The organism is Woeseia sp. D3-10 (assembly GCF_055809415.1).
In genome coordinates, this window is record NZ_JBVVTW010000007.1 from 2,607,281 (window position 1) to 2,627,976 (window position 20,696).

At 56.8% G+C, this 20,696-nt stretch carries 24 protein-coding genes; 14 read left to right on the forward strand and 10 right to left on the reverse strand.

Annotated elements, in window-relative coordinates; translation table 11 throughout:
* The first annotated feature begins 2 nt into the window (after nt 1-2).
* The 7 genes from AC0L8N_RS11975 to htpG all read left to right on the forward strand — a co-directional run bounded on the left by AC0L8N_RS11975 (nt 3) and on the right by htpG (nt 5,825).
* On the forward strand, nt 3-395 hold the full coding sequence (locus AC0L8N_RS11975) for a hypothetical protein (protein WP_473667923.1): 393 nt from the start codon (nt 3-5) through the stop codon (nt 393-395).
* 63 nt (nt 396-458) lie between these two features.
* Nucleotides 459-971, forward strand: coding sequence for a L,D-transpeptidase family protein (locus AC0L8N_RS11980; RefSeq protein WP_473667924.1), 513 nt, complete (start codon nt 459-461; stop codon nt 969-971).
* Between the two features lie 176 nt (nt 972-1,147).
* Nucleotides 1,148-2,527, forward strand: coding sequence for a nucleotide 5'-monophosphate nucleosidase PpnN (ppnN, locus tag AC0L8N_RS11985; protein ID WP_473670139.1), 1,380 nt, complete (start codon nt 1,148-1,150; stop codon nt 2,525-2,527).
* 186 nt (nt 2,528-2,713) lie between these two features.
* On the forward strand, nt 2,714-2,974 hold the full coding sequence (locus AC0L8N_RS11990; RefSeq protein WP_473667925.1) for a hypothetical protein: 261 nt from the start codon (nt 2,714-2,716) through the stop codon (nt 2,972-2,974).
* A gap of 361 nt (nt 2,975-3,335) precedes the next feature.
* The gene (locus AC0L8N_RS11995) at nt 3,336-3,512 is read left to right on the forward strand and encodes a hypothetical protein (RefSeq protein ID WP_473667926.1); all 177 of its coding nucleotides are present in this window, start codon (nt 3,336-3,338) and stop codon (nt 3,510-3,512) included.
* Between the two features lie 63 nt (nt 3,513-3,575).
* Nucleotides 3,576-3,824: a hypothetical protein gene (locus AC0L8N_RS12000; protein WP_473667927.1), complete on the forward strand. Its 249-nt coding sequence runs from the start codon at nt 3,576-3,578 to the stop codon at nt 3,822-3,824.
* Between the two features lie 117 nt (nt 3,825-3,941).
* Nucleotides 3,942-5,825, forward strand: a complete 1,884-nt coding sequence (htpG, locus tag AC0L8N_RS12005) for a molecular chaperone HtpG (RefSeq protein ID WP_473667928.1) — start codon at nt 3,942-3,944, stop codon at nt 5,823-5,825.
* Between the two features lie 3 nt (nt 5,826-5,828).
* Here the strand turns inward: htpG and AC0L8N_RS12010 are convergent, their stop codons facing one another.
* Both AC0L8N_RS12010 and AC0L8N_RS12015 read right to left on the reverse strand, forming a co-directional pair.
* Nucleotides 5,829-7,313 carry a glycine betaine ABC transporter substrate-binding protein gene (locus AC0L8N_RS12010; RefSeq protein WP_473667929.1) on the reverse strand — a complete coding sequence of 495 codons (1,485 nt, stop codon included), beginning with the start codon at nt 7,311-7,313 and terminating at the stop codon, nt 5,829-5,831.
* Entirely contained in the window at nt 7,313-8,071 is a 759-nt protein-coding gene (locus AC0L8N_RS12015; RefSeq protein ID WP_473667930.1) for an ABC transporter ATP-binding protein, read from the reverse strand. The genes AC0L8N_RS12010 and AC0L8N_RS12015 overlap by 1 nt, the downstream gene beginning before the upstream one ends.
* 107 nt (nt 8,072-8,178) lie before the next feature.
* On the opposite strand from AC0L8N_RS12015, the gene msrB reads away from it, so the two are divergent.
* Both msrB and AC0L8N_RS12025 read left to right on the forward strand, forming a co-directional pair.
* Nucleotides 8,179-8,580 (forward strand): peptide-methionine (R)-S-oxide reductase MsrB, encoded by a 402-nt coding sequence (gene msrB, locus AC0L8N_RS12020; protein ID WP_473667931.1) that lies wholly within the window; start codon nt 8,179-8,181, stop codon nt 8,578-8,580.
* 29 nt (nt 8,581-8,609) lie between these two features.
* Nucleotides 8,610-9,092, forward strand: a complete 483-nt coding sequence (locus AC0L8N_RS12025) for an FKBP-type peptidyl-prolyl cis-trans isomerase (RefSeq protein ID WP_473667932.1) — start codon at nt 8,610-8,612, stop codon at nt 9,090-9,092.
* Between the two features lie 6 nt (nt 9,093-9,098).
* On the opposite strand, the gene AC0L8N_RS12030 is transcribed toward AC0L8N_RS12025, so the two are convergent.
* Together AC0L8N_RS12030 and AC0L8N_RS12035 are read right to left on the reverse strand one after the other, a co-directional pair.
* Nucleotides 9,099-9,932: an OmpA family protein gene (locus AC0L8N_RS12030; RefSeq protein WP_473667933.1), complete on the reverse strand. Its 834-nt coding sequence runs from the start codon at nt 9,930-9,932 to the stop codon at nt 9,099-9,101.
* Nucleotides 9,929-10,846, reverse strand: coding sequence for a hypothetical protein (locus tag AC0L8N_RS12035; RefSeq protein WP_473667934.1), 918 nt, complete (start codon nt 10,844-10,846; stop codon nt 9,929-9,931). The genes AC0L8N_RS12030 and AC0L8N_RS12035 overlap by 4 nt, the downstream gene beginning before the upstream one ends.
* A 276-nt stretch (nt 10,847-11,122) precedes the next feature.
* On the opposite strand from AC0L8N_RS12035, the gene AC0L8N_RS12040 reads away from it, so the two are divergent.
* Entirely contained in the window at nt 11,123-12,961 is a 1,839-nt protein-coding gene (locus AC0L8N_RS12040) for a cation:proton antiporter (RefSeq protein WP_473667935.1), read from the forward strand.
* Complete coding sequence (locus AC0L8N_RS12045) at nt 12,939-13,580, forward strand: alpha/beta hydrolase (RefSeq protein ID WP_473667936.1); 642 nt, start codon at nt 12,939-12,941, stop codon at nt 13,578-13,580. Before AC0L8N_RS12040 ends, AC0L8N_RS12045 begins: the two co-directional genes overlap by 23 nt.
* A 235-nt stretch (nt 13,581-13,815) precedes the next feature.
* On the opposite strand, the gene AC0L8N_RS12050 is transcribed toward AC0L8N_RS12045, so the two are convergent.
* The 6 genes from AC0L8N_RS12050 to AC0L8N_RS12075 form a co-directional block, all read right to left on the reverse strand.
* Nucleotides 13,816-14,154, reverse strand: a complete 339-nt coding sequence (locus AC0L8N_RS12050) for an HU family DNA-binding protein (protein ID WP_068612737.1) — start codon at nt 14,152-14,154, stop codon at nt 13,816-13,818.
* A gap of 153 nt (nt 14,155-14,307) precedes the next feature.
* The gene (locus AC0L8N_RS12055) at nt 14,308-14,781 is read right to left on the reverse strand and encodes a DUF4426 domain-containing protein (RefSeq protein ID WP_473667937.1); all 474 of its coding nucleotides are present in this window, start codon (nt 14,779-14,781) and stop codon (nt 14,308-14,310) included.
* 110 nt (nt 14,782-14,891) lie between these two features.
* Entirely contained in the window at nt 14,892-15,167 is a 276-nt protein-coding gene (locus tag AC0L8N_RS12060) for a DUF167 domain-containing protein (protein WP_473667938.1), read from the reverse strand.
* A gap of 4 nt (nt 15,168-15,171) precedes the next feature.
* Nucleotides 15,172-15,720: a YggT family protein gene (locus AC0L8N_RS12065; protein WP_473667939.1), complete on the reverse strand. Its 549-nt coding sequence runs from the start codon at nt 15,718-15,720 to the stop codon at nt 15,172-15,174.
* Nucleotides 15,717-16,562, reverse strand: coding sequence for a pyrroline-5-carboxylate reductase (proC, locus tag AC0L8N_RS12070; RefSeq protein WP_473667940.1), 846 nt, complete (start codon nt 16,560-16,562; stop codon nt 15,717-15,719). The genes AC0L8N_RS12065 and proC overlap by 4 nt, the downstream gene beginning before the upstream one ends.
* 28 nt (nt 16,563-16,590) lie before the next feature.
* Nucleotides 16,591-17,277: a YggS family pyridoxal phosphate-dependent enzyme gene (locus AC0L8N_RS12075; protein WP_473667941.1), complete on the reverse strand. Its 687-nt coding sequence runs from the start codon at nt 17,275-17,277 to the stop codon at nt 16,591-16,593.
* Between the two features lie 87 nt (nt 17,278-17,364).
* Here AC0L8N_RS12075 and AC0L8N_RS12080 point away from each other — a divergent pair, with 87 nt between their 5' ends.
* Genes AC0L8N_RS12080 through AC0L8N_RS12090 form a run of 3 tightly spaced genes read left to right on the forward strand, consistent with a single transcriptional unit; the run spans nt 17,365 to nt 20,695 of the window.
* Complete coding sequence (locus tag AC0L8N_RS12080) at nt 17,365-18,405, forward strand: type IV pilus twitching motility protein PilT (RefSeq protein WP_473667942.1); 1,041 nt, start codon at nt 17,365-17,367, stop codon at nt 18,403-18,405.
* Nucleotides 18,406-18,445: 40 nt separating this feature from the next.
* The gene (locus AC0L8N_RS12085) at nt 18,446-19,603 is read left to right on the forward strand and encodes a PilT/PilU family type 4a pilus ATPase (protein ID WP_473667943.1); all 1,158 of its coding nucleotides are present in this window, start codon (nt 18,446-18,448) and stop codon (nt 19,601-19,603) included.
* Nucleotides 19,604-19,639: 36 nt separating this feature from the next.
* Complete coding sequence (locus AC0L8N_RS12090) at nt 19,640-20,695, forward strand: PilT/PilU family type 4a pilus ATPase (RefSeq protein ID WP_473667944.1); 1,056 nt, start codon at nt 19,640-19,642, stop codon at nt 20,693-20,695.
* Nucleotide 20,696 lies beyond the last annotated feature (1 nt).

Below are 20,696 nucleotides of genomic sequence, written 5' to 3' on the forward strand. Positions count from 1 at the left end.
GGATGCTGAGCGCCGTTGTCCGGTTCCTGCCCGTACTGTTTGTGACGCTGGCTGCAATAGCGTACGTGGTCTATGTCGAAGGTGCGGACGCCTATGCATTGCGCAACACCGTGCCGATGCTGGTGCTGCTCTTGCTGGCCGCGCTGACCTTGCAGCGCGGTGGCGGTCGTTGGCGTGGCGCCGACTGGCGCTGGTTGCTGGGCACGTTGGGGTTCGCCGTTCCCGCGCTCGGTCTGTCATTGTATCTGCACTACGGCTACCACACAGACCTTGGCGATATTCGCAGCAGCGCGCTGTACCCGCTGGAACTATTCCGCTATTTGCCCGCTTATACACTGGTCGCGGGCGTGATTGGTTTCGCCATAGGCTGGATCGTTGGTCGCAATGTGCGCTAGCGATCGATTCCAGCTCGCGGCAGACTCTGGTAAGTTTTCAATCCGGATTCTGGGGAGCAAAGGATGAAGAGAGCGAGTCGCCGGGCATTTATCGCGTCAGTTGCCCACTGTTTGCCTGCACTGGTGCTGGCGGACAGTAGCAGCGAGTTTCCTGTGGCCGATGAAGTCATTGTGGAAAAGGCCGCTCGCAAACTGCACCTGCTCCGCAATGGCGAGGCCTTCCGTACCTTCGATATCGCCCTCGGGATCGCGCCGGTGGGCCACAAAGAGTACGAGGGCGATGCGAAAACCCCGGAAGGCCGTTACCTGCTCGATATCCGCAATCCGAACAGCGATTTCTTTCTTTCGATACACGTCTCCTACCCCAGTCTGGATGACCGCGAACGTGCCCGCCAGAAAGGCCTCGATCCTGGCGGCCAGATCATGATTCACGGCCAGCCGAACGAACCGACCTATTCGGCGGCGTACTACCGCTCCGCAGACTGGACGAACGGCTGCATCGCCGTGTCCAATTCAGACATGATCGACATCTGGTTGATGACTCCGGACGGCACGCCGATAGACATCCGGCCGTAATCAGGGCTTGCGCCCGAACGATTGTCACAACGGCAGGCGATGCTCGAGGCAAGAAAAACGGGATTCATCGCGTGGACGGCAGGACTGCAATCCACTACCGTCATCCGGACAGCCGTTCAATCACAGCCAAGCAGGTAACTCCCTTGCAACAAAGTCATACCGTTTCCAGTAGCGTAATTCGCGCGGACAGCGACAGAACCGTTGATGCCGAAGTGTGGCCAGAGGGCAGTCTCGAAGTCCTCTCGCAACACGAGGCCGATCAACTGCGCAATGTCGGTCAGGGCGATCTCTACACCTTGCTGCGGCGCTGCTTGCTGGCCGTTCTCAACTCAGGCGGCAATTCAGATGATGCCCGCGAAGTGTTGGGGCGGCACAAAAACTTTGCTGTGCGCTTTGAGCAGCAGGACCGTGGCCTGAAGGTTATCTTGAAAGGCGCACCGGCATCGGCTTTCGTTGATGGCGAAATGATCAGGGGTATCCGCGAGCAGTTGTTCGCTGTACTGCGTGACATTGTTTACACGAGCAATGAAATCCAGGCGAGCGGTCGCTTCGATCTTCAATCCTCCGACAATATTACCAACGCAGTATTCCATATCCTGCGCAATGCCCGGGTATTCCACCTGCCTGCGACGGCCGATCTCGTTGTGTGCTGGGGCGGGCATGCGATCAGTCGTGAAGAATACGACTACACGAAGAAGGTCGGTTACGAGCTGGGCCTGCGACGCCTGAACGTCTGCACGGGTTGTGGCCCTGGCGCGATGAAGGGGCCTATGAAGGGCGCAACAATCGGTCATGCGAAGCAGCGCATCGGTAACGGACGCTACATAGGTATCACCGAGCCGGGCATAATCGCGGCCGAATCGCCCAATCCAATCGTCAATTCGCTCATCATCATGCCCGACATGGAAAAGCGACTCGAGGCCTTCGTGCGGGTTGGCCACGGCATCATTGTCTTCCCGGGCGGCGTCGGCACTGCTGAAGAAATCCTCTACCTGCTCGGGATACTGATGCACCCCGACAACGAGGACATGCCGATGCCGCTGATCCTCACCGGGCCTGCGGACCGCGCGGATTACTTCAAACAAATTGACGAATTCATTGGCGCGACACTGGGCCCCCGAGCTCAGGCCCGCTACAAGATCATCGTCGATGATCCGGAGGAAGTTGCCCGGCAAATGTTACAGGGACTGGTTTCGGTGCGGGAATTCAGACGGCTGCAAGGTGATGCGTTCTACTTCAACTGGCGCCTTGCTATCGATCACGATTTCCAAAAGCCGTTTCGCGCAACCCACGAATCAATGCGTGAGTTACAGATCACTCGCGATCTTCCGACCCATACGCTGGCGGCCAATTTGCGCCGTGCTTTCTCCGGGCTGGTGTCCGGTAACGTGCGTGAAGACACCATGGCAGCGATTGAGAAGCAGGGCCCGTTCGAGATCTCCGGCTCCGCAGAAATCATGGGATTGCTGGACGATCTGTTAGCCGGCTTTGTCGCCGATGGCCGCATGAAGCTCGAGAGCGAGAGCTACAAGCCCTGCTATGTTGTACAGGTGTGAATGTCGTGCGAGGTGACCGTGACCTGCCTCGCGGTTTGACTGGGCGGGTCGCTTTATTAAGTAAAACCACTGCTTAAGCTAATGATTTTAAAAAAGAAAATGCCGGTCTGCATTGTGAAGCAGTTCCTGTGAAATGAGCCTCTGTCGACGTAGTATTTCGCTACAGGATGTCAAGAGCAGACGGCTATGCAAGACAGCAAAAACATCAATTGGCGTAACGACTTCAGTGATGAGGACGAAGCCAAAGAGGCGCACCAGAACGTTGCTGAACCGGCAAACGACAGTGACGGCGCTGATGGCTGGCAGCAATACCGCCGCTGGATTTCCAAAGCCCCTGCACCGAGTTCGCGTCGCAGCAGTATCGATCCGGCCTTGTACACGTGGAAGGGCTATCGCACCTGGACCGAACAGGTAAAGCGTAAGTGGGAAGACAATCAGTCCGACTGAGGTCGGAAGATTCGTGAGCTTAAGCTGATAAACCGCGAGCAGCTCCGACAATCAGCAAAGGCCGCGCCCTGCAGACGCGGCCTTTTTTGTTTCTGCAATCAAGAATTCTCTCGTCACGGCAGCGGTCACAGAGTGCTCAAAAGTGGGTGACGAAACGATACGAAGTTCTGGCAGATGCGTTCTCGACAATGCCGTGTAATTGACAAAATATTGGTAACAAGTCTCCTTTCAGAAAATTGCTTCACAATTGCGACAAACACGAAAAAAGCTGTGACATATCTCACGGCACTATCGCGCTGCGCGGTCTATATTTCGCAGCACATGGAAACTATGCGAACGGCAACCAATGTCGAATAACATTATGAAGCAAGAATCCCGTACGGAAACACTGAAGAACGAAGCTACTCGCCAACGTTGGGAGCTCTTTCACCAGGCCATCGCACACGCCAAACAGTCCAATGTCTCGTCGCTGGAACAGGACGATGAGGTGGCAACAGCAGATAGTCGGCCAGTGCCGTTGTACCCGGCGGCATCTTAACGCAAACTTCGCGGCCGTCGCGGTATGCGACCGCTGCTTAACATCGACAATCGGAGACATGCAATGGAATGTGTTTTGCTTTGGCTTGACGACCTGGATGATCTGGTGTCATCAGCCCGAATGCTCGCTGAGCGAGCGCGAAACACAATCATCGCCTTGCTCGCCCTGGCCGGTACGCTTTCGGCGGCAGGGCTGGGCGCAGCGCTTGCCATGAGCAGTCCACCGCTGGCACTGACGCTGGTATGCCTGCTCACCGTAACCTTTCTCTACCGTGGCACAGTCGGTCAGCAGGCCACTCTCGCCCGCAATTGATCGATTCTCGCGCCGGCGGTCGCCGGCTGCGCTCTTGAAATAATCCCAATCGGCACTATGGTGTGATGCCCGGTGGCCAACCGGTGGCCATCCGTTCAGATATTGGGAGAGTTATTCGTGACCGAGACAGCAAGCCGGGAAACCCTCGGTTTCCAGACCGAAGTTCGGCAGCTGTTACAGCTGATGATCCATTCGCTGTACAGCAACAAGGAAATTTTCCTGCGGGAGCTGGTATCCAATGCTTCCGACGCAGCGGACAAGCTCCGTTTCGAGGCCCTCGAACAGCCTGATCTGCTGGGAGACGATGCCGAACTGCAGATTCGTATTGAATTCGACACCAAGGCTCGAACCTTGTCGATTATTGACAACGGCATCGGCATGTCGCGCGACGAGCTGATTCAGAATCTCGGCACCATTGCACGCTCCGGTACCTCGGAATTTCTTCAGCAGATGTCGGGCGATGCGCGTAAAGACGCCCACCTCATCGGTCAGTTTGGCGTCGGTTTCTATTCTGCCTTCATCGTTGCTGACAAAGTAACGGTCGAATCGCGTCGGGCAGGCTTGCCGGCGACTGACGCCGTACGCTGGGAGTCTGACGGCAATGGCGAGTTTACGATTGAGCCCATTGAGCTGGAATCGCGTGGAACGCAGGTTACGCTGCACCTGAAGGACGAAGACAAAGAGTTCGCTGAGTCTCTGCGCATTGAGACACTGATCCGCAAATATTCCGACCACATCGCGTTCCCTGTACTACTGTCCGGCGCTGACGACGAAGAACCGCGCACGGTCAATTCCGCAACCGCGCTGTGGACGCGTGGACGTACGGAGGTCAAGGACGAAGAATACCGTGAGTTCTATAAGCACCTGTCGCACGACTTCGCAGACCCGTTGTGCTGGAGTCACAACAAGGTTGAGGGCAAACGCGAGTACACAAGCTTGCTGTACATCCCTGCCAATGCACCGTTCGACTTGTGGAACCGGGAAGTACCGCGTGGCCTGAAGCTGTACGTGCAGCGTGTTTTCATCATGGACGATGCTGAGCAGTTCTTGCCGTTGTACCTGCGATTTGTAAAGGGCGTGGTCGATTCGTCGGATCTGCCGCTGAACGTGTCGCGCGAACTTTTGCAGAAGAGCCCGGGCCTCGACGCGATGAAGACCGCGTTGACGCGCCGCGTGCTCGACATGCTGAACAAAATGGCGAGCAACGACAGCGAAGACTACGCGAAGTTCTGGAGTCAATTCGGCCAGGTTATGAAAGAAGGCCTGGTGGAAGATCACGAGAACAAGGACAAACTGGCGAAACTGTTGCGCTTTACCAGCACCCACAGTGAGGGTGACGCGCAGGACCAGTCACTGGACGACTACATTGCCCGGGCGGCCGACGGTCAGGACAAGATCTACTACATCCTGGGTGAGAACTACGAGACAGTGAAGTCCAGCCCGCACCTGGAAAAACTTCGCAAGCAGGGTATCGAAGTGTTCCTGCTTTACGATCGCATTGATCCCTGGATGGTTGATCATCTCGGCGAATACGAAGGCAAGACATTGCACGATGTGAGTCGTGGCAGTCTGGATTTGCCCGCCAATGGCGAAGACACTCCCGACGAAAATGCAGACGATGAGCACAAGCCGTTGCTTGAGCGCATTGCTGAGGTTCTGAAAGAACGCGTTGAAACCGTCGTCGTTAGTCGTCGACTGGTTGATTCACCGGCTTGCGTAGTGGCGTTGGAGCAGGACTTGTCGCCGCAGTTGCGACGTATGCTGGAGGCGTCCGGGCAAGCGCTGCCGGACAGCAAGCCGCAACTGGAAATCAACATTGGCCATCCGCTGGTGCAGCGCCTCGCGGATGAGGCTGACGAGCAACGCTTCGGCGCATTGTCGAATATCGTGCTGGACCACGCGTTGCTTGCGGAAGGCAGCCAGTTGGAAAATCCAGCGGCTTACGTGAAGCGCATGAACGAGTTCATGCTCGATTTGCAAAAGGCCAGCGACGCCGCGTGAATGTTATTGGGGCTGGCTCATGTTCCGCATGTGCGGTACGACGAGCCAGCGCTCAATCATGCCGAAGAACAGTTCTGTCAGTATCGCGAGCCCCGCAGCAGGAATTGCACCCTGCAATATCAAACGGCTGTCATTAAGGGCGAGGCCAGTCACTATCGGGTCACCAAGTCCGCCGGCGCCGATGAATGCGGCAAGCGTGGCTGTACCGATGCAGATGACGGCCGCCGTGCGTATGCCGGCCAGCACGTGCGGCATGGCCAGCGGCAACAACACGTAACGTAATTCCTGAGTGCGGGTCATGGCCATTGCAGCGGCCACCTGGCGGTAGGCAGGCGGGATCGCGTGCATGGCCGTGATGGTGCTGCGGGCGATTGGCAGCAAGGAATACAAAAATAACGCGATGATCGCGGGTTTCTGTCCAACGCCCGCAAGCGGAATCATCAATGCCAGCAGGGCGATGGACGGCACAGTTTGCAGCAAGCCGGTAACGTACAGAAAAGCGTTCGACAGGCCCCGATGGCGATGGACGCTGACGGCGATGCCCACACCAAACACGATGGCCAGCAGCAAGGCGGAGGCAGTGAGTTTCAGATGCCGCTGCGTATTGCGTACGAGCTGCGGCAGGAACGTTGCTGACTGGTAGTCCGCCGTGACCAGTCCTTCCTCTCGCAGAAAGCCGGCGGCGACATCGGCAATGCTGACGTCAGGGTCCAGTACCTGCAGGTTCAGGGCTTGCATTCGGGTGTTGTCAATGCGCCCGGCGAGGGATTCCAGCACCACAGTGGCGTCGGCCGACAGCCGGTCATTGGCCAGATACGCAGCCAGGTACCGCGGAAAATAATTCAGGTCGTCGTCCAGTAGGACGAGCCCGGAACGCAGTACTTCCCCGTCGGTTGAATACGCAGCTGTAAGGTCAATTTCCCCACCGTTGATCGCGTCATAAGACAGGCCGTGTTCGATACCGCGCGTGGTTTGCTGCAGGCCGTAACGTTGTTTCAGCCCTGGCCAGCCGTCGGCACGATTCAGAAATTCGTGTGCCATGGCGGCGCGCAGGTTCGGTGTCGTACGCAAGTCCGATATGCGATGGACATCGTTGTTACGCGAGAATGACTTGGTCACCGCGAGTGCGTAGGTATTGTTGAAGCCCAGCGGTGTCAGAAAACGCAGCTTGCGATCGGCGAGGGCAGCGCGAATATCCTCGATGTCGCTTAGTTCGGGCTGTGCCAGTATCACTTCAGTAATCGTGCCCGAATATTCCGGGTATACAGCGATGGCCCCGTTCAGCAGTGCCTCGTAGCTGATCTTGGTGCCGTTCAGTCCTTGTCGCCGTTCGACGTCAAAGCCCTTCGCTTCCAGTAGCTGCGCCGCGATCTCAGCGAGCAGGTAGTTCTCCGTGAAATTCTTGCTGCCGACGACTATCGTTTGGGCGCTGCTTGCATGACAGAATGCGGCCAACAACAGCAAGGCAATTTGGGTGCAGCGCAGCATCAGTTGGTAACGCCGGGCAGTGCCGTAATCAGGTGGCCGACGTAGTCGTTGACCGGCGCGTTGACGACTTCATCAATAAGCCCATGCTGTTGTACGCGACCTTGTTTCATGACGACGATGTAGTCCGCGAGATTGATCGCCTCCTGCGGGTCATGAGTCACGAGGATCGTTGAAATGGGTTCGGCTTCCTGCAGTTTCAGAAACTGCTCATGAATGCTGATTCGGGTCATCGTGTCGAGGCCTGAGAAGGGCTCATCGAGTAGCAACAGTTCCGGCTGCAATATCATGGCGCGACAAAGCCCCGCGCGCTGTTGTTGACCACCTGACAGTTCGTGCGGCCAGCGATCGAGGACGTCGGCCGGCAGCTGCATGAGTTGGAGCAATTCCTGCAAACGACTGTTGCTGGCTTCGACGTCGCGCTTGTCCAGTCTGGCGGGAAGCAGAATGTTGGCCCGTACCCGCAAATGCGGGAACAGCGCAATGTCCTGGATGGCATAGCCGATACGTTTCCGCAGCGATGACGGATTCTTGTAGTCAATGGCTTGGCCGAGCGAGCGCACCTGCCCGGAGTCCGGTCGCAACAGCCCGATAACCAGTTGAATCAAGCTGGATTTGCCGCTGCCGCTGGCTCCCAGTATCGCCGTCGTCTGGCGGCGCGGCAGCGTAAGATTGAGTTGGTCTAGCGCGAGTACCGTGCCACGCCTCAATGAGACGTCATGGAATTCGACGGCGCTATCCGTTTGCGTCGTGGTCTGCATGGACTCCGGTCTTTCGTTGGCAGCCGCCCTGCTGCAGATTTGCGTGCGCACCTGAACTTGGGCAGAGTCTCCTCCAGCGAACGATTACGCAGCCGAGGAAGTTAAACATGAGCGCCGGAAAACCGACAGTTGCTGAGTTGCGCGCACGGCTCAGTGAAGAACAATATCAGGTCACGCAGAACAAAGGTACGGAGCGGGCCTTTACTGGCAAGTACGTTGATAACAAGGAAGATGGTACTTATCGCTGCATAGTCTGCGAAACACCGCTGTTCAGCTCGGAGCACAAGTTTGATTCGGGTTCGGGCTGGCCAAGTTTCTGGTTGCCATTGGCGGGGGAAAATGTCCGCGTCAATCGCGATACCAGTCATGGCATGATTCGCGAAGAGGTAGTGTGTGCGAATTGCAACGCACACTTAGGTCACGTGTTCGAGGACGGTCCGCAACCGACCGGCCTGCGCTATTGCATTAATTCCGCGTCGTTAAATTTCGACGATGATGCGGCCAAATAGAAACCAAATAACCCGGGATCCAAGCAGTGATGAAAACTTTTAAACTTAGTACGTTCGTAATGTTGTCGATGGTGTTGGCGGCGTGCGGCGGCAATGAACAGGAAGTGGCGAAGGAAGTCACGCCCAGTGCCGGGGCTAGCGAAGAGGTGGCTGGATTGACAGTGCGGGTCTTGCGTGCAGGCGATGGCGCTACCGCAACGGCCGGTCAGATTGCTGTTGTGCACTACACAGGCTGGTTGTACGACCCTGCCGCCACCGACAATCGTGGTGATAAATTTGACAGCTCAGTTGACCGTGGGCAGCACTTTCGCTTTCCGCTCGGAGCGGGCCGGGTTATCCGGGGCTGGGACGCCGGTGTGGTCGGTATGCAAGTGGGTGAGCTGCGCGAGCTGACCATTGAGCCGGAACTGGCCTATGGCGAACGCGGTGCCGGAGATGTGATTCCGCCAGGCTCTACGTTGGTATTTGAAGTTGAGCTTGCAGGGCTTGAAGACCGCGACGGCGCCAACTGAGGCGTTTTACTCTGCGAGCAGCAAGCGGAACTCAACCCTGCGGTTCAGTGCCCTGGCTGCTCGTGTATTTGCGGTGTCCAGTGGTTCTGTGGACCCTGCAGCCGCGGCGTGTAGTCGAGCACTGGCGATGCCGCGAAGCGATATGTAGTCCGTCACTGCCCGCGCGCGTTGCAGACTCAACGCGTTGCTATCTGCTTCTGCCGTACTGCCGTCAGTATGCCCTGTGACAACGAGGCGGCTGTCCGGGCAATCTGCGGTAATTTCGATCAGGGCATCGAGTAACGGCTGTGCCGCCGGGCTAAGGTCGCTGCGTGTTTGTGCAAACTGCACTGAGCGATCACGCAACGCTGCCTGAAACTGTTGTTGGCAAAGTTCGGCAAAGGAAAGGCGGTCATCGAAGACGACAACGTCGTTCTGTAGCCGCATGCCCGGCAACAGCGTTCGTCCGAGTGCGCCGATCGCGACCTGCCAGCTCGCGGGGTCGTCATGAACACCTCGCAGGTACAGTTCATTGTCCGACAGGGTTGCCTCGCCGCTGCGGGTCAGCGCGAGTGTTCGCAAAGTTTGCTCGCTGACCAGCGACCACCCGGGCGGTGTCGTCTGGCCGTCTTGCAGTTGCCATTCGACGTCGGCATCCGGGAACAAGTGGGTAGCGACCGTGTGAAGAATTTCGGCATGGCCAGTCGAACTGACCTCGCCAGCGACAGTGAGCTTGCCTTCGCGCCAGTCGATGCTGAACTCGGCAGACATTACAGGCCTGGTGGCGACAGTCAGCAGCAACAGCGCCATGGCGATGGTTGCGCGAGCCCGCGCAACTGAGCGTGCGTTTGGCATGGTCATGCGGGGTCGCGATTGTTTTCGTATTGCAGCGTGCGCGCCTGACCGATCCAGTCTTCGCGATGAATGCGCGACTTGAAGCCACGCAGTTCGCTTGCGACCCGGTCAATGTCGTACTCGCTCATCGTCGCTATCTGGCTGAAGCGGCTGAAGCCGAGCCCATTCAGCGTCTTCTCAATGGCAGGGCCAATTCCCTTGATACGTTTCAGGTCATCGCCAGGTGCCGCGCTACTTGCATCCAGATTGCCTGTGTCGAGTTCCATGGTGTCGTCGTACTGGTCGTTGGATGCGTTGAGGTCGGTCAATGGTCCATTGCCGATTGGTTCGATCCGGGTTTCCTGAGAACCCGCTGCCGCTTCCAGTAAGCCGATGCGCTCCTGCGCCCGGCTCAGCTCCAGATCCAGCTCCTGCGCTTCAAGGTCGCGCACGCGGTAACGTTCGACCAGCGGTGGAATGCGTTCCTGCCATTTGCCGAGTTCGCGCTTCAGGCGGGCAATTTTTTCGTCTTTTTCACCGAGCGCAGCATCCTGCTGGGCCGCACCTGATTCGAGCCTGCTGTTCAGTTTGTCGCGTTGCGCAACGGCAATGGCGAGATTGCTGCGTGCCTGTTTCAGCTTTCGCTGCAAGTCAGTGCTGTTGCCAAGCGCGATCTTAAGTTGGGTTGTTAGATCGTTGGCGCGTTTTCGGATATCTTTCCCGGACGCCTGATGCTGGCTGACCTGTTCCATCAAACTCGAGTTTTGCTTGGCGATTCGTTCGTGTTCCACGCGTTGCGCATCGACCTGGTGTTGCCAGCCGTCACTGACTGCCAACTTCTCCCTGGCGCAGCGCCGGCTACGCAGGAACCAGCCAAGCAGGGCACCGAGGATTGCCGTGACCAGCAGTGCAGCCACGCTTGCCAGCGACAGGTCCAGCATCAGGCAAGACCGCCGTTGGTCAGAGCGGGCGCTGCTGTCATGGTCGCAACTACGTGCAGTGAATCAGTCATTTGATCTGGGCTCCGCTCATGCCGTGCTGTGACTTGCGGCGGCAGACCGCGATGATTGCCAGCTGAAGGTCAATAATTCTATGCCAATCAATGCCCCACTAGCCAGCGGACCGCCGATGTACTGGCACGGTGCGCCCGGGTTCGCTCATGTATGATCGAGCCCGCACCAGCATTTAGCTGTGAATTGAAGGGGGTGAGCCTGCCGATGGACGAACATCACATAGTTCTCGCGATCGTTACCGTTGTTGGCCTCGGCATCGGTGCGCAATGGTTGGCCTGGCGACTGAAGCTTCCGGCAATCGTACTGCTGGCGGCCGTTGGGCTGATCATGGGTCCCGGTCTTGGCTGGGTAGACCCGGGTGCCGACTTTGGCGCCTACCTGCGGCCCATAGTCAGTCTGTGTGTCGCGATCATCCTGTTCGAAGGCGGTCTCAGTCTGCACCTCAGCGACCTGAAAGAGGCCGCCAGAGGCGTGCGCCGACTGGTGTACCTCGGCGCGCCATTGGCCTGGGTCTGCTCGTCATTGTGCGCTCACTACATCGGCGGTCTCGACTGGCCCGTATCGTTGGTGTTCGGTGCCATCATGGTTGTGACCGGGCCGACCGTCATCATGCCGATGTTGCGCCAGGCGGCACTCAATCGTCGAACCGCGTCTTATTTGAAATGGGAAGGCATCGTCAACGACCCGATCGGTGCGCTGCTGGCCGTGCTCGTATTTCAGTTCTTCATATTCCAGGGCAGTGGCAGTGGCTGGGACGAGGTCTTGCAAGGTATCGGACTTGCCATTGTCTGCAGCGTCATTCTCGGCGGAGCAGGCGGTTGGGCCACAGCGCGCGCATTTCGCGAAGGCTGGGTTCCGGAGTATCTGAAGAGCCCGGTATTGCTCGGCCTGGTACTTATTGTCTACGCGCTGTCAGACATGATTCAGAAAGAAGCCGGCCTGCTCGCCGTTACGATCATGGGCATCGTCGTCGGCAATATGAACTTGCCAGGCATAGGCGACATGAAGCGCTTCAAGGAATACATCACGATCATGCTGGTGTCGGTCGTATTTGTTTCATTGACCGCTGACCTGGATGCGCGTTCGCTGATAGATATCGGCTGGCGCGGAATCGCGCTCGTTGCTGCGATCATGTTCCTGGCGCGGCCTGTCGCGATCATGCTGGCGACGACCGGTGCCGGTATGCAGTTCAACGAACGAGTGCTGCTGAGCTGGATTGCACCTCGCGGAATCGTTGCGGCGGCAACAGCCGGTTTGATGGGGCCGCGTCTCGTAGATGCGGGATACCAGGCAGAGGTCCTGCTGCCGCTGGTGTTCGCGATTATCTTCGCAACAGTGTTCAGTCATGGATTGACGATCAACTGGCTGTCCGCGCGGCTCGGTCTGTCGTCGCGGCATCGCGACGGTGTATTGATCATTGGTGCCTCGCCCTGGACGGTCGCCCTTGCTCAGGTATTGCGTGACATGAAAGTGAATGTGCTGCTGGCGGATTCGTCGTGGCACAACCTGCGCGAAGCCCGCCTGAACGGCATACCGGTGTTTTACGGCGAAATACTGTCCGATTTTGCCGAGGAATCGGTCGAGCTCGCGCACGTCCGCACGGTCCTGGCCGCAACCCGCAATGATGCGTATAACGCGCTGGTCTGCACGGCCTTAGCACCGGAGATCGGTCAACGAAACGTGTTGCAGCTGGCAATGGGCGGTGGCGATTACGAAGAAGATCCGAAGGCGCTGGCACGACCCCGGCGTGGCGGTGTTGCCTTCAGTAACGATGCTGATTTCGAAGTGCTCTGGCGAAATCTTGTGCGCGGCTGGAAGTTTTCCAAGACCCGGATTTCCGAGAACTATACCTACGAGCAGTTCAGTGCTGACCGGCATGCCGATGCAATGGAAATCCTGACCATGAATGACGAAGGTACGATCAGTTTCGTTGCGGCGGGCGACTCGGCGGAGACGGCCAAGGGCGTTACCATAGTTACCTTTACTGCCGAAAAGCCGCAAAAACCGAAGGAGTTGCCCAATGCCGAGCCCGCCGCAATCTGAACGCCTGATTATCGACGGACCTGCCGGCCGCCTTGAAGCCATTCTGGAAACGCCGGCAGATGAACCCGTAGCGGGCTCTGCGCTGGTTTGCCATCCACACCCGCAGCAGGGTGGCACGATGCAAAACAAAGTTGCGCATACCCTGGCTAAGGCGTTCGTGCGCTGCGGTTACCGGGCGCTGCGTTTTAATTTTCGCGGCGTTGGCGAAAGTGAGGGTAGCTACGACGAGGCACGCGGTGAGCTGGACGATGCGCTCGCCGCGTACAGCTACTTGCAACAACAATGGCCAAACGACCCCCTATGGGTCAGTGGCTTTTCGTTTGGCGCGGCAATCGCAATTAGTGCCGCAACCACGCTGAAGCCTGCAGGCCTGGTCAGCATCGCCCCGGCCGTGTATCGATTTGCCAATAACCTCGAAATTCAGCCTCAATGTCCATGGCTGATAGTGCACGGTGATCAGGATGAAGTCGTTCCTGTCGAGGAAACGCTGGAATGGGTCAATCGCATGCAGCCCGGGCCGGTGCTGAGCGTGTTTCCGGATACGGGCCATTTTTTTCACGGCAAACTGCTGGAGCTGCGTGAGTCCGTTGTCACGTTCGTGACGGACACTACCGCCTAGTCCTGGCTAGCCGTCGCCCGCAGTGGCGTAGGTTCCGGTGCCCGGTTTGCTGTCCTGCCGGGCTCGCATGATTCGCAGGCAGAAGTGCGTCTGTCGCCGCGCCGTCAATACTGCATCTGTTGCGTTGCGATCTTTCGGCGCTGGACGCTGCTTCACGGTTCGCGTCAAAGTATTGAGACAAAAAAAAACCGGGCAATGCCCGGTTTTTTCTGTATCGAATCATGGAGACTCGATATCAAACCATGTCTTTCAGGCCTTTCAGTGCCGCAACCTTAACGGTCTTGGACGCTGGCTTCGCCTTAAACATCATTTCTTCACCGGTGAACGGGTTAACGCCCTTACGAGCTTTCGTTGCCGGCTTCTTAACGACGCGCATTTTCAGGAGACCTGGAATGGTGAACAGGCCAGGAGCGGCGCGACCGCCAAGATTCTTTTTGATCTGTGCCGAGAGTGAATCGAACACAGCGCCGACGTCTTTCTTCGTCAGACCGGTGTCTTCCGCGATGCGGGCGTAAATCTCAGACTTTGTCGGCGGCTTCTTGGTGCTATCGCCAGCCTTTTTCTTTGCTGCCATGAAAAAGTGACTCCTGTAAAAATATCAAAACGGGCGCTGCCCGCGACTTAAAACCTGCGCGACGATATCACATGTTTGCAGGGTGGTTAAGCGGAAAAGACAAGAAATACTGCAAAAAATGCGGGGTTTCCTGAGCTTTCAGCTGTCGGGTGCCTAGTTCGTGTAGAACTGGCGTTTGAAACGAACCTCAATAGGCTCATTCGAGTTGTCGGGTGTGATCGTAATATCGAATACCAGCGTCTCGCTGTTGGCTACCGGAATTTCACCGATGTAGTAGACCGCATCCTGTTCCTGAATCTTACGCATGGTAACGGTCTTGAGCTGACCGGTCAGGTTGACAGTCTTCACCTCAACGCTGCCTGTGCCTGATTCACCACTGGCTTCGCTGATGATCGACACATTCAACATGGCACGATTCTTACTGCGCACTATGTTGTACTGGCGGGCGACTTCGGTCGGGAGCTGGTCAGTAGACTGAGCGCTAAAATGGACGCTGTAACCGTTGACGGTTACGGACGATGCTTCTGCTGGTTGCGCCTGAGGCACTGTCGCCGATTCTCCGGGACCGCCGCATCCCGATAAGAACAGCGAAAGACAAGAAGCAAAGAGTATTGTTCTTGGAATCATGGTGTGCTTTCCCCCGCTCCAGCTTGGTCAATTCCGCTGTCACTATAGCTTGTTTTCTGCGTGGGTCCTATGCCCCGCGGAATTTTAGTAGCGACCGCCAATGGATTAATTCATGGCTCGAGGCAGGTCGGGCGCCGGGTAGGCTTGTGAATTGCGAAGTCCTTTACGCGGGATGTCTCGCCACGCAGCAGCACGATGGCCGACTTCGGTACACCAAAGGCTCTTGCCAGTTGCTTGATGACATCCTTGTTCGCGGCGCCATCGGCCGGCGGGGCGGTTGTGCGGATTCGTAGCATGCCATCGACAACGCCCTGCAATTCAGAGCGTGCCGCTCGCGGCGTTACGCGGGTTCGGATACGTAGCGGGTCGCCGTCTGCAGCAAACACGGAATCAGACGTAGAACGGTCGTAGCGACCTTAGAAATATGACGCCAGCCTGCAACAGGATGATGGCGAAGATAGGCGATATGTCGAGGCCACCCAGATTAGGCAGCATGCGCCGGAACGGGCGCAGCACAGGTTCGGCCATAGAATTAACCATGGCGACGACCGGGTGATAGGTCTGCGGCGCGACCCAGCTGAGGATCACGCTGATCAGCACGACAAAAAAGAACATGTTCATGCTGTGCGCGGCCAGTTCGATGACGGCAACAATACCGATTGAAAGCGGGTCGTACATTCGATTGGTCAACAGCAATAGCAGTACGATCGCCAGTATTTGCAAGACCAGCAGTATAAGTACTGTCGCGGTATCAATTCGCCCGACCGGAGGCAGGAGTCGGCGTACCGGTACAACGGCAGGCGAGGTGATGCGCAGGATTCCCTGAGCCAGCGGATTTCGGAAATCGATGTGCAGCAACGGCAACCAAAAGCGCAGCAAAAACAGCAAGAGTACGAGTTGCGTTACCGCGCCGACAATAAAATACAGTGCTTGAGTCATGATTCGTTTCGTTTGTCCGTAGTTACCGCATTGCCTAATTCTGTCGCGCGATCGCGCGCTGCCGTTATTGCTGCGGCAAAGATATCACGAACGCCGGTTGCCTCCAGGTGCTCGAACGCAGCGGTTGTAGTGCCGCCCGGAGAGCGAACCCGGTCAATGAGTACCTTCATCGGTTCCTGTTCTGCCAGCGCCAGTGATGCGGCACCTCTGGCCGTTTCAATGGCCAGTGTGCGCGCCGTGGCCGGGTCTATGCCGAAGCTGATCGCTGATTCGATCATGATGTCGATCAGCAGGTAAAAGTACGCCGGTCCGGTACCGGAGACGGCGGTTACTGCGTCGATGAGCGCTTCCTGCTCCAGCCAAACGACCTGACCGACAGCAGACATGATTTTCTCGGCCTGATTGTGTTGATGCTGGGTGGCTTTGGCATTGCTGATCAGGGCCGAAACGCCCTGGTCGATCAACGCCGGCTGGTTCGGCATCACCCGCACAACACACAGGTTACCGCCGAGCCAGTTTTCGATGTCGTCAATTCGTGGACCGGCCGCAATCGACATGATCAACGGTTTGCGCTTTTGCACAACTTCAGCGAGCTGCGAGCAAACGTCGCGCAGAATCTGCGGCTTAACGGCGAACAGCAGGATATCGACGTCGGCCGCAACCTTGGCGTTGTCGTCAGTGATCAACGTGCCGTAGAACTCCTGGCGCAGGCGTTGGCCTTGCTCGGCCGAGGGTTCGGCAATAAGTATGTCAGTTGCATGCATGCCGCCGCGCAGCAATCCGCCGGCAATGGCGCGCGCCATATTGCCGCCGCCGATGAAGCCAATTTTGTCATTGATCATGGTGTTTCCGTTAGGTCTGCGTGTGAATCTATTCGCCGCGTGCGCCGAACAGGGCTGTGCCAATTCGCACTATTGTCGCACCTTCCTGAACGGCGGCAGCATAGTCGGCTGTCATGCCCATGGACAGCGTGTCGAGTTCCAGGCCGCTCTTGTTGATGTTGTTCAGCAATTGCCGCATCTGCGCGAAGGGCTCGCGTTGTTCCTGCGCTGTGGCCCTGATGGCCGGTATGCACATCAGGCCGCGCAATTTGAGTCGTGGCAACGACGCAACCTCGACAGCCACGGCCGCGACCTCGTCAGGTGCAAGGCCGGACTTGCTGTCTTCGTTATCGATGTTGACCTGCAGGCAGATGTTCAGGTCGCCCATCGAGTCAGGGCGTTGATCGCTCAGACGTTGAGCGATTTTCAGGCGATCAACCGTGTGTACCCACTGATAGTTTTCGGCGACCACCCGGGTCTTGTTACTTTGCAGGTGACCAATGAAATGCCAGACGAGATCGCTGCGTTTGGCTGCGAGCATCTTGTCGATACCCTCTTGGGCAAAGTTTTCGCCGAAATCCCGTTGGCCCGCACTGGCCGCCTCAAGTACTGCTTGCAGGGGCTGACGCTTGCTGACAGCGAGCAGTTGCACGCTGCCTGACGGACGGCCTGCGGACTGTGTCTCAAGCGCCAGCAAATCTTGGATTTTCCGAAGGTTTTCCGTGACTTTTATCACGTTTTGCTCACAGTGCTTCGCTATACTAGGCAGCTCATTCGGCCGGGTTATGGTAAGTGCGGCCGTCAGAATTCCAGAGGGAGAATCATGGCAGTCGATGTCGCTCAGTTGTTGTCGTTCACCGTAAAGAACAATGCGTCTGACTTGCACCTATCCGGTGGTGTACCACCCATGATTCGTGTCGATGGAGATATCAAGCGTATCAACATGCCAGCGTTGACGCACAAAGACGTCAACAGCATGGTGTACGACATCATGAATGACAAGCAGCGCAAGGACTATGAAGAGTTCCTTGAGACTGACTTTTCATTCGAGATTCCAAAGCTTGCGCGCTTCCGCGTCAATGCTTTTAACCAGAACCGCGGTTCAGCCGCCGTCTTCCGAACCATTCCCTCGGAGATATTGTCGCTTGAGGATCTGGGTGCGCCGCCGTTGTTTAAGGACGTATCCATGCATCCGCGTGGAATTGTTCTGGTTACAGGCCCGACGGGTTCCGGCAAGTCAACGACCCTCGCCGCGATGGTCGACTATATTAACGATAACAAACCCGATCACATCCTCACGATTGAGGACCCGATCGAGTTCGTGCACGAGAGCAAGCGTTCGCTGATCAACCAGCGCGAGGTGCATCGCGATACGCTGGGCTTTAACGAGGCGTTGCGCTCCGCACTGCGTGAAGACCCGGACGTTATCCTGGTTGGCGAGCTTCGCGATCTCGAAACAATCCGGCTCGCGCTGACAGCGGCTGAAACGGGTCACCTTGTGTTCGGTACGCTGCATACCAGCTCGGCCGCCAAGACCGTCGACCGTATTGTCGATGTGTTCCCGGCCGCCGAGAAAGAAATGGTGCGGGCGATGTTGTCTGAGTCTCTGCGCGCGGTTATTTCACAGACTTTGCTCAAAAAGATCGGTGGCGGCCGGATTGCGGCCCACGAAATCATGGTCGGTACGCCGGCTATCCGCAACCTGATACGCGAGGGCAAGATTGCGCAGATGTATTCCGCCATTCAAACCGGCCAGGGTTCAGGAATGCAGACTTTGGATCAGAACCTCGCGGAGTTAATGGCCAAAGGTCTGATTACCAAGGAAGAGGCGCGCTTCCGTGCTGTTAGTAAAGAAAACTTTTAAGTGCCAATAAGATTTAGCCAGCTGGTCAGGAGAGACCCGAATGGAACGTGAACAAGCGGTACGACTGACACAAAACCTGCTCAAGAAAATGGTTGAGAAAGGCGGCTCCGACCTGTTCATCACCACCGGCTTCCCTCCGGCCATCAAAGTCGATGGCTCCGTGCATAAGGCGACCGATGCGCCGTTGACGTCAGAACAGGCGTCGATGATGGTGCGCTCGATCATGAACGACAAGCAGATGAAGGAATTCGACTCCACGAAGGAGTGTAACTTCGCCATCAGCCCGCAGGGCATCGGTCGGTTCCGTGTCAGTGCGTTCATTCAGCAAGGTATGGCAGGTGCCGTGCTGCGTACGATTACCACTGAGATTCCGACGCTGACTGAACTCGATTTGCCGCCTATCCTGAAAGACGTGGTCATGAACAAACGTGGCCTGGTTATCGTCGTCGGTGGTACGGGCTCTGGTAAGTCAACGACTCTTGCCGCGATGATAGGTCATCGCAACGAGCACTCGAAAGGGCACATCATTTCGATCGAGGATCCGGTGGAATACGTACACCCGCACCGGGGTTGTGTCATTACCCAGCGTGAAGTGGGCGTGGATACTGAAACCTGGCACGCCGCACTAAAGAACACCCTGCGGCAAGCGCCTGACGTGATACTGATTGGTGAGATTCGCGACAAGGAAACCATGGAATACGGTATCCAGTTCGCAGAAACCGGTCACCTGTGCCTCGCAACCTTGCACGCCAACAGTGCCAACCAGGCACTGGATCGCATCATCAACTTCTTCCCTGAGGAGCGTCGTACTCAGCTCCTGATGGATCTGTCGCTGAATACCAAAGCATTCATCTCGCAACGCCTGATTCCTCGTGAAGGCGGGGTAGGCCGGATTGCGGCGATGGAAATCATGCTGAACTCGCCATTGATTGCGGACCTGATATTCAAAGGTGAGGTCGCGCATATCAAGGAAATTATGGCGAAGTCGACCCGCCTCGGTATGCAGACTTTCGATCAGGCGTTGTTCACACTCTACGAAGACAGTGTTATCTCGTACGAAGAAGCTATGCGTAATGCGGATTCGAAGAACGAGTTGCGGCTGCGTATCAAGCTGGAAAGTAAGCGCGAGTCTACATTGACAGATCAGCAGGCGGAGAGCCTGCGCATCATGGAAGAAGACACCGCTCAGACTTTCTGAGCTTCAAACAGGACGCGCTTCGCGCATTGACTGCCAATGAATGTAAAACCTCTGTTCAAGCTGATGGTGGAGAAAAAGGCATCTGACCTGTTCTTCGCCCCCTTCGCCCCGGCGAAGATCAAGATTGACGGCAAAATCATGCCGGTCAACAAGCTGGAAATGACACCCAAAATGGTCAAGCAGGCGGCTATCGAACTGATGGACGAGAGCTTGCTGGAGCAGTTCACGCGTAACCTCGAAGTGGATTTCGCGATCTCCGAGCCGGGACTAGGTCGGTTCCGGGTCAACGTGTTTCACCAGCGTGGCAACGTTGCGATGGTGCTGCGTTACATTACTGCCGAAATGCCGGTGCTGGATGATCTCGGTATGCCGCCGCAGCTTAAAGAGCTGGTCATGTTGCGCCGTGGATTGATTTTGATGGTCGGCGCGAGCGGTAACGGCAAATCGACGACGCTCGCGGCGATGATCAATCACCGCAATGAAAAAACCTCATCACACATTATTACAATCGAAGACCCGATCGAATTTCTGCACCCGAACAAGCAGTCCATCGTGAATCAACGTGAAGTCGGGCTGGATACCAAGTCTTATGCGGCGGCGATGAAAAGCGCTATGCGCGCGGCGCCCGACGTAATTCAGATTGGCGAGATTCGTGATCGTGAGTCCATGCAGTCAGCCATCGACATGGCGGGCACAGGCCACCTGGTGATGGCCACTTTGCACTCGAACAATGCGCCGGAAACACTCGATCGCATCATCAATATGTTCCCGCAGGAGCAGCATTCGCAGGTGTTCCTGGATCTCGCGCATTATCTGCGCGCTATTATTTCGCAGCGGCTGGTGCGCTCACGCACGGGTAAGCGTGTCGCTGCAATCGAGTTGATGCTCAACACGCCGCACATCAAAGACCTGATCTTGCGTGGCGATATTTCTGAAGTGAAAGAAGCGCTTAAGAACAGTGGCGAGAAAGGCATGAGAAATTTCGACGATGCCTTGCTGGACCTGTACAAGGCCGGGACGATTACGCTCGAAGAGGCGATGTCGCACGCGGATTCGCGGTCCAATCTGGAAGCCAAGATCAACTTCGGTTAAG

Excerpts from the sequence above, each read along its gene's own strand:
- AC0L8N_RS12080 (WP_473667942.1), top strand. The coding sequence starts at position 17,365 with ATGGCAGTCGATGTCGCTCAGTTGTTGTCGTTCACCGTAAAGAACAAT.
- AC0L8N_RS12010 (WP_473667929.1), bottom strand. The coding sequence starts at position 7,313 with ATGCTGCGCTGCACCCAAATTGCCTTGCTGTTGTTGGCCGCATTCTGT.
- AC0L8N_RS12030 (WP_473667933.1), bottom strand. The coding sequence starts at position 9,932 with ATGACCATGCCAAACGCACGCTCAGTTGCGCGGGCTCGCGCAACCATC.
- AC0L8N_RS11980 (WP_473667924.1), top strand. The coding sequence starts at position 459 with ATGAAGAGAGCGAGTCGCCGGGCATTTATCGCGTCAGTTGCCCACTGT.
- AC0L8N_RS11990 (WP_473667925.1), top strand. The coding sequence starts at position 2,714 with ATGCAAGACAGCAAAAACATCAATTGGCGTAACGACTTCAGTGATGAG.
- proC (WP_473667940.1), bottom strand. The coding sequence starts at position 16,562 with ATGATCAATGACAAAATTGGCTTCATCGGCGGCGGCAATATGGCGCGC.
- AC0L8N_RS12085 (WP_473667943.1), top strand. The coding sequence starts at position 18,446 with ATGGAACGTGAACAAGCGGTACGACTGACACAAAACCTGCTCAAGAAA.
- AC0L8N_RS12035 (WP_473667934.1), bottom strand. The coding sequence starts at position 10,846 with ATGCTGGACCTGTCGCTGGCAAGCGTGGCTGCACTGCTGGTCACGGCA.
- AC0L8N_RS12040 (WP_473667935.1), top strand. The coding sequence starts at position 11,123 with ATGGACGAACATCACATAGTTCTCGCGATCGTTACCGTTGTTGGCCTC.
- AC0L8N_RS11995 (WP_473667926.1), top strand. The coding sequence starts at position 3,336 with ATGAAGCAAGAATCCCGTACGGAAACACTGAAGAACGAAGCTACTCGC.
- msrB (WP_473667931.1), top strand. The coding sequence starts at position 8,179 with ATGAGCGCCGGAAAACCGACAGTTGCTGAGTTGCGCGCACGGCTCAGT.
- AC0L8N_RS12065 (WP_473667939.1), bottom strand. The coding sequence starts at position 15,720 with ATGACTCAAGCACTGTATTTTATTGTCGGCGCGGTAACGCAACTCGTA.
- AC0L8N_RS12055 (WP_473667937.1), bottom strand. The coding sequence starts at position 14,781 with ATGATTCCAAGAACAATACTCTTTGCTTCTTGTCTTTCGCTGTTCTTA.
- AC0L8N_RS11975 (WP_473667923.1), top strand. The coding sequence starts at position 3 with ATGCTGAGCGCCGTTGTCCGGTTCCTGCCCGTACTGTTTGTGACGCTG.
- AC0L8N_RS12025 (WP_473667932.1), top strand. The coding sequence starts at position 8,610 with ATGAAAACTTTTAAACTTAGTACGTTCGTAATGTTGTCGATGGTGTTG.
- AC0L8N_RS12000 (WP_473667927.1), top strand. The coding sequence starts at position 3,576 with ATGGAATGTGTTTTGCTTTGGCTTGACGACCTGGATGATCTGGTGTCA.
- AC0L8N_RS12050 (WP_068612737.1), bottom strand. The coding sequence starts at position 14,154 with ATGGCAGCAAAGAAAAAGGCTGGCGATAGCACCAAGAAGCCGCCGACA.
- AC0L8N_RS12045 (WP_473667936.1), top strand. The coding sequence starts at position 12,939 with ATGCCGAGCCCGCCGCAATCTGAACGCCTGATTATCGACGGACCTGCC.
- AC0L8N_RS12090 (WP_473667944.1), top strand. The coding sequence starts at position 19,640 with ATGAATGTAAAACCTCTGTTCAAGCTGATGGTGGAGAAAAAGGCATCT.
- AC0L8N_RS12015 (WP_473667930.1), bottom strand. The coding sequence starts at position 8,071 with ATGCAGACCACGACGCAAACGGATAGCGCCGTCGAATTCCATGACGTC.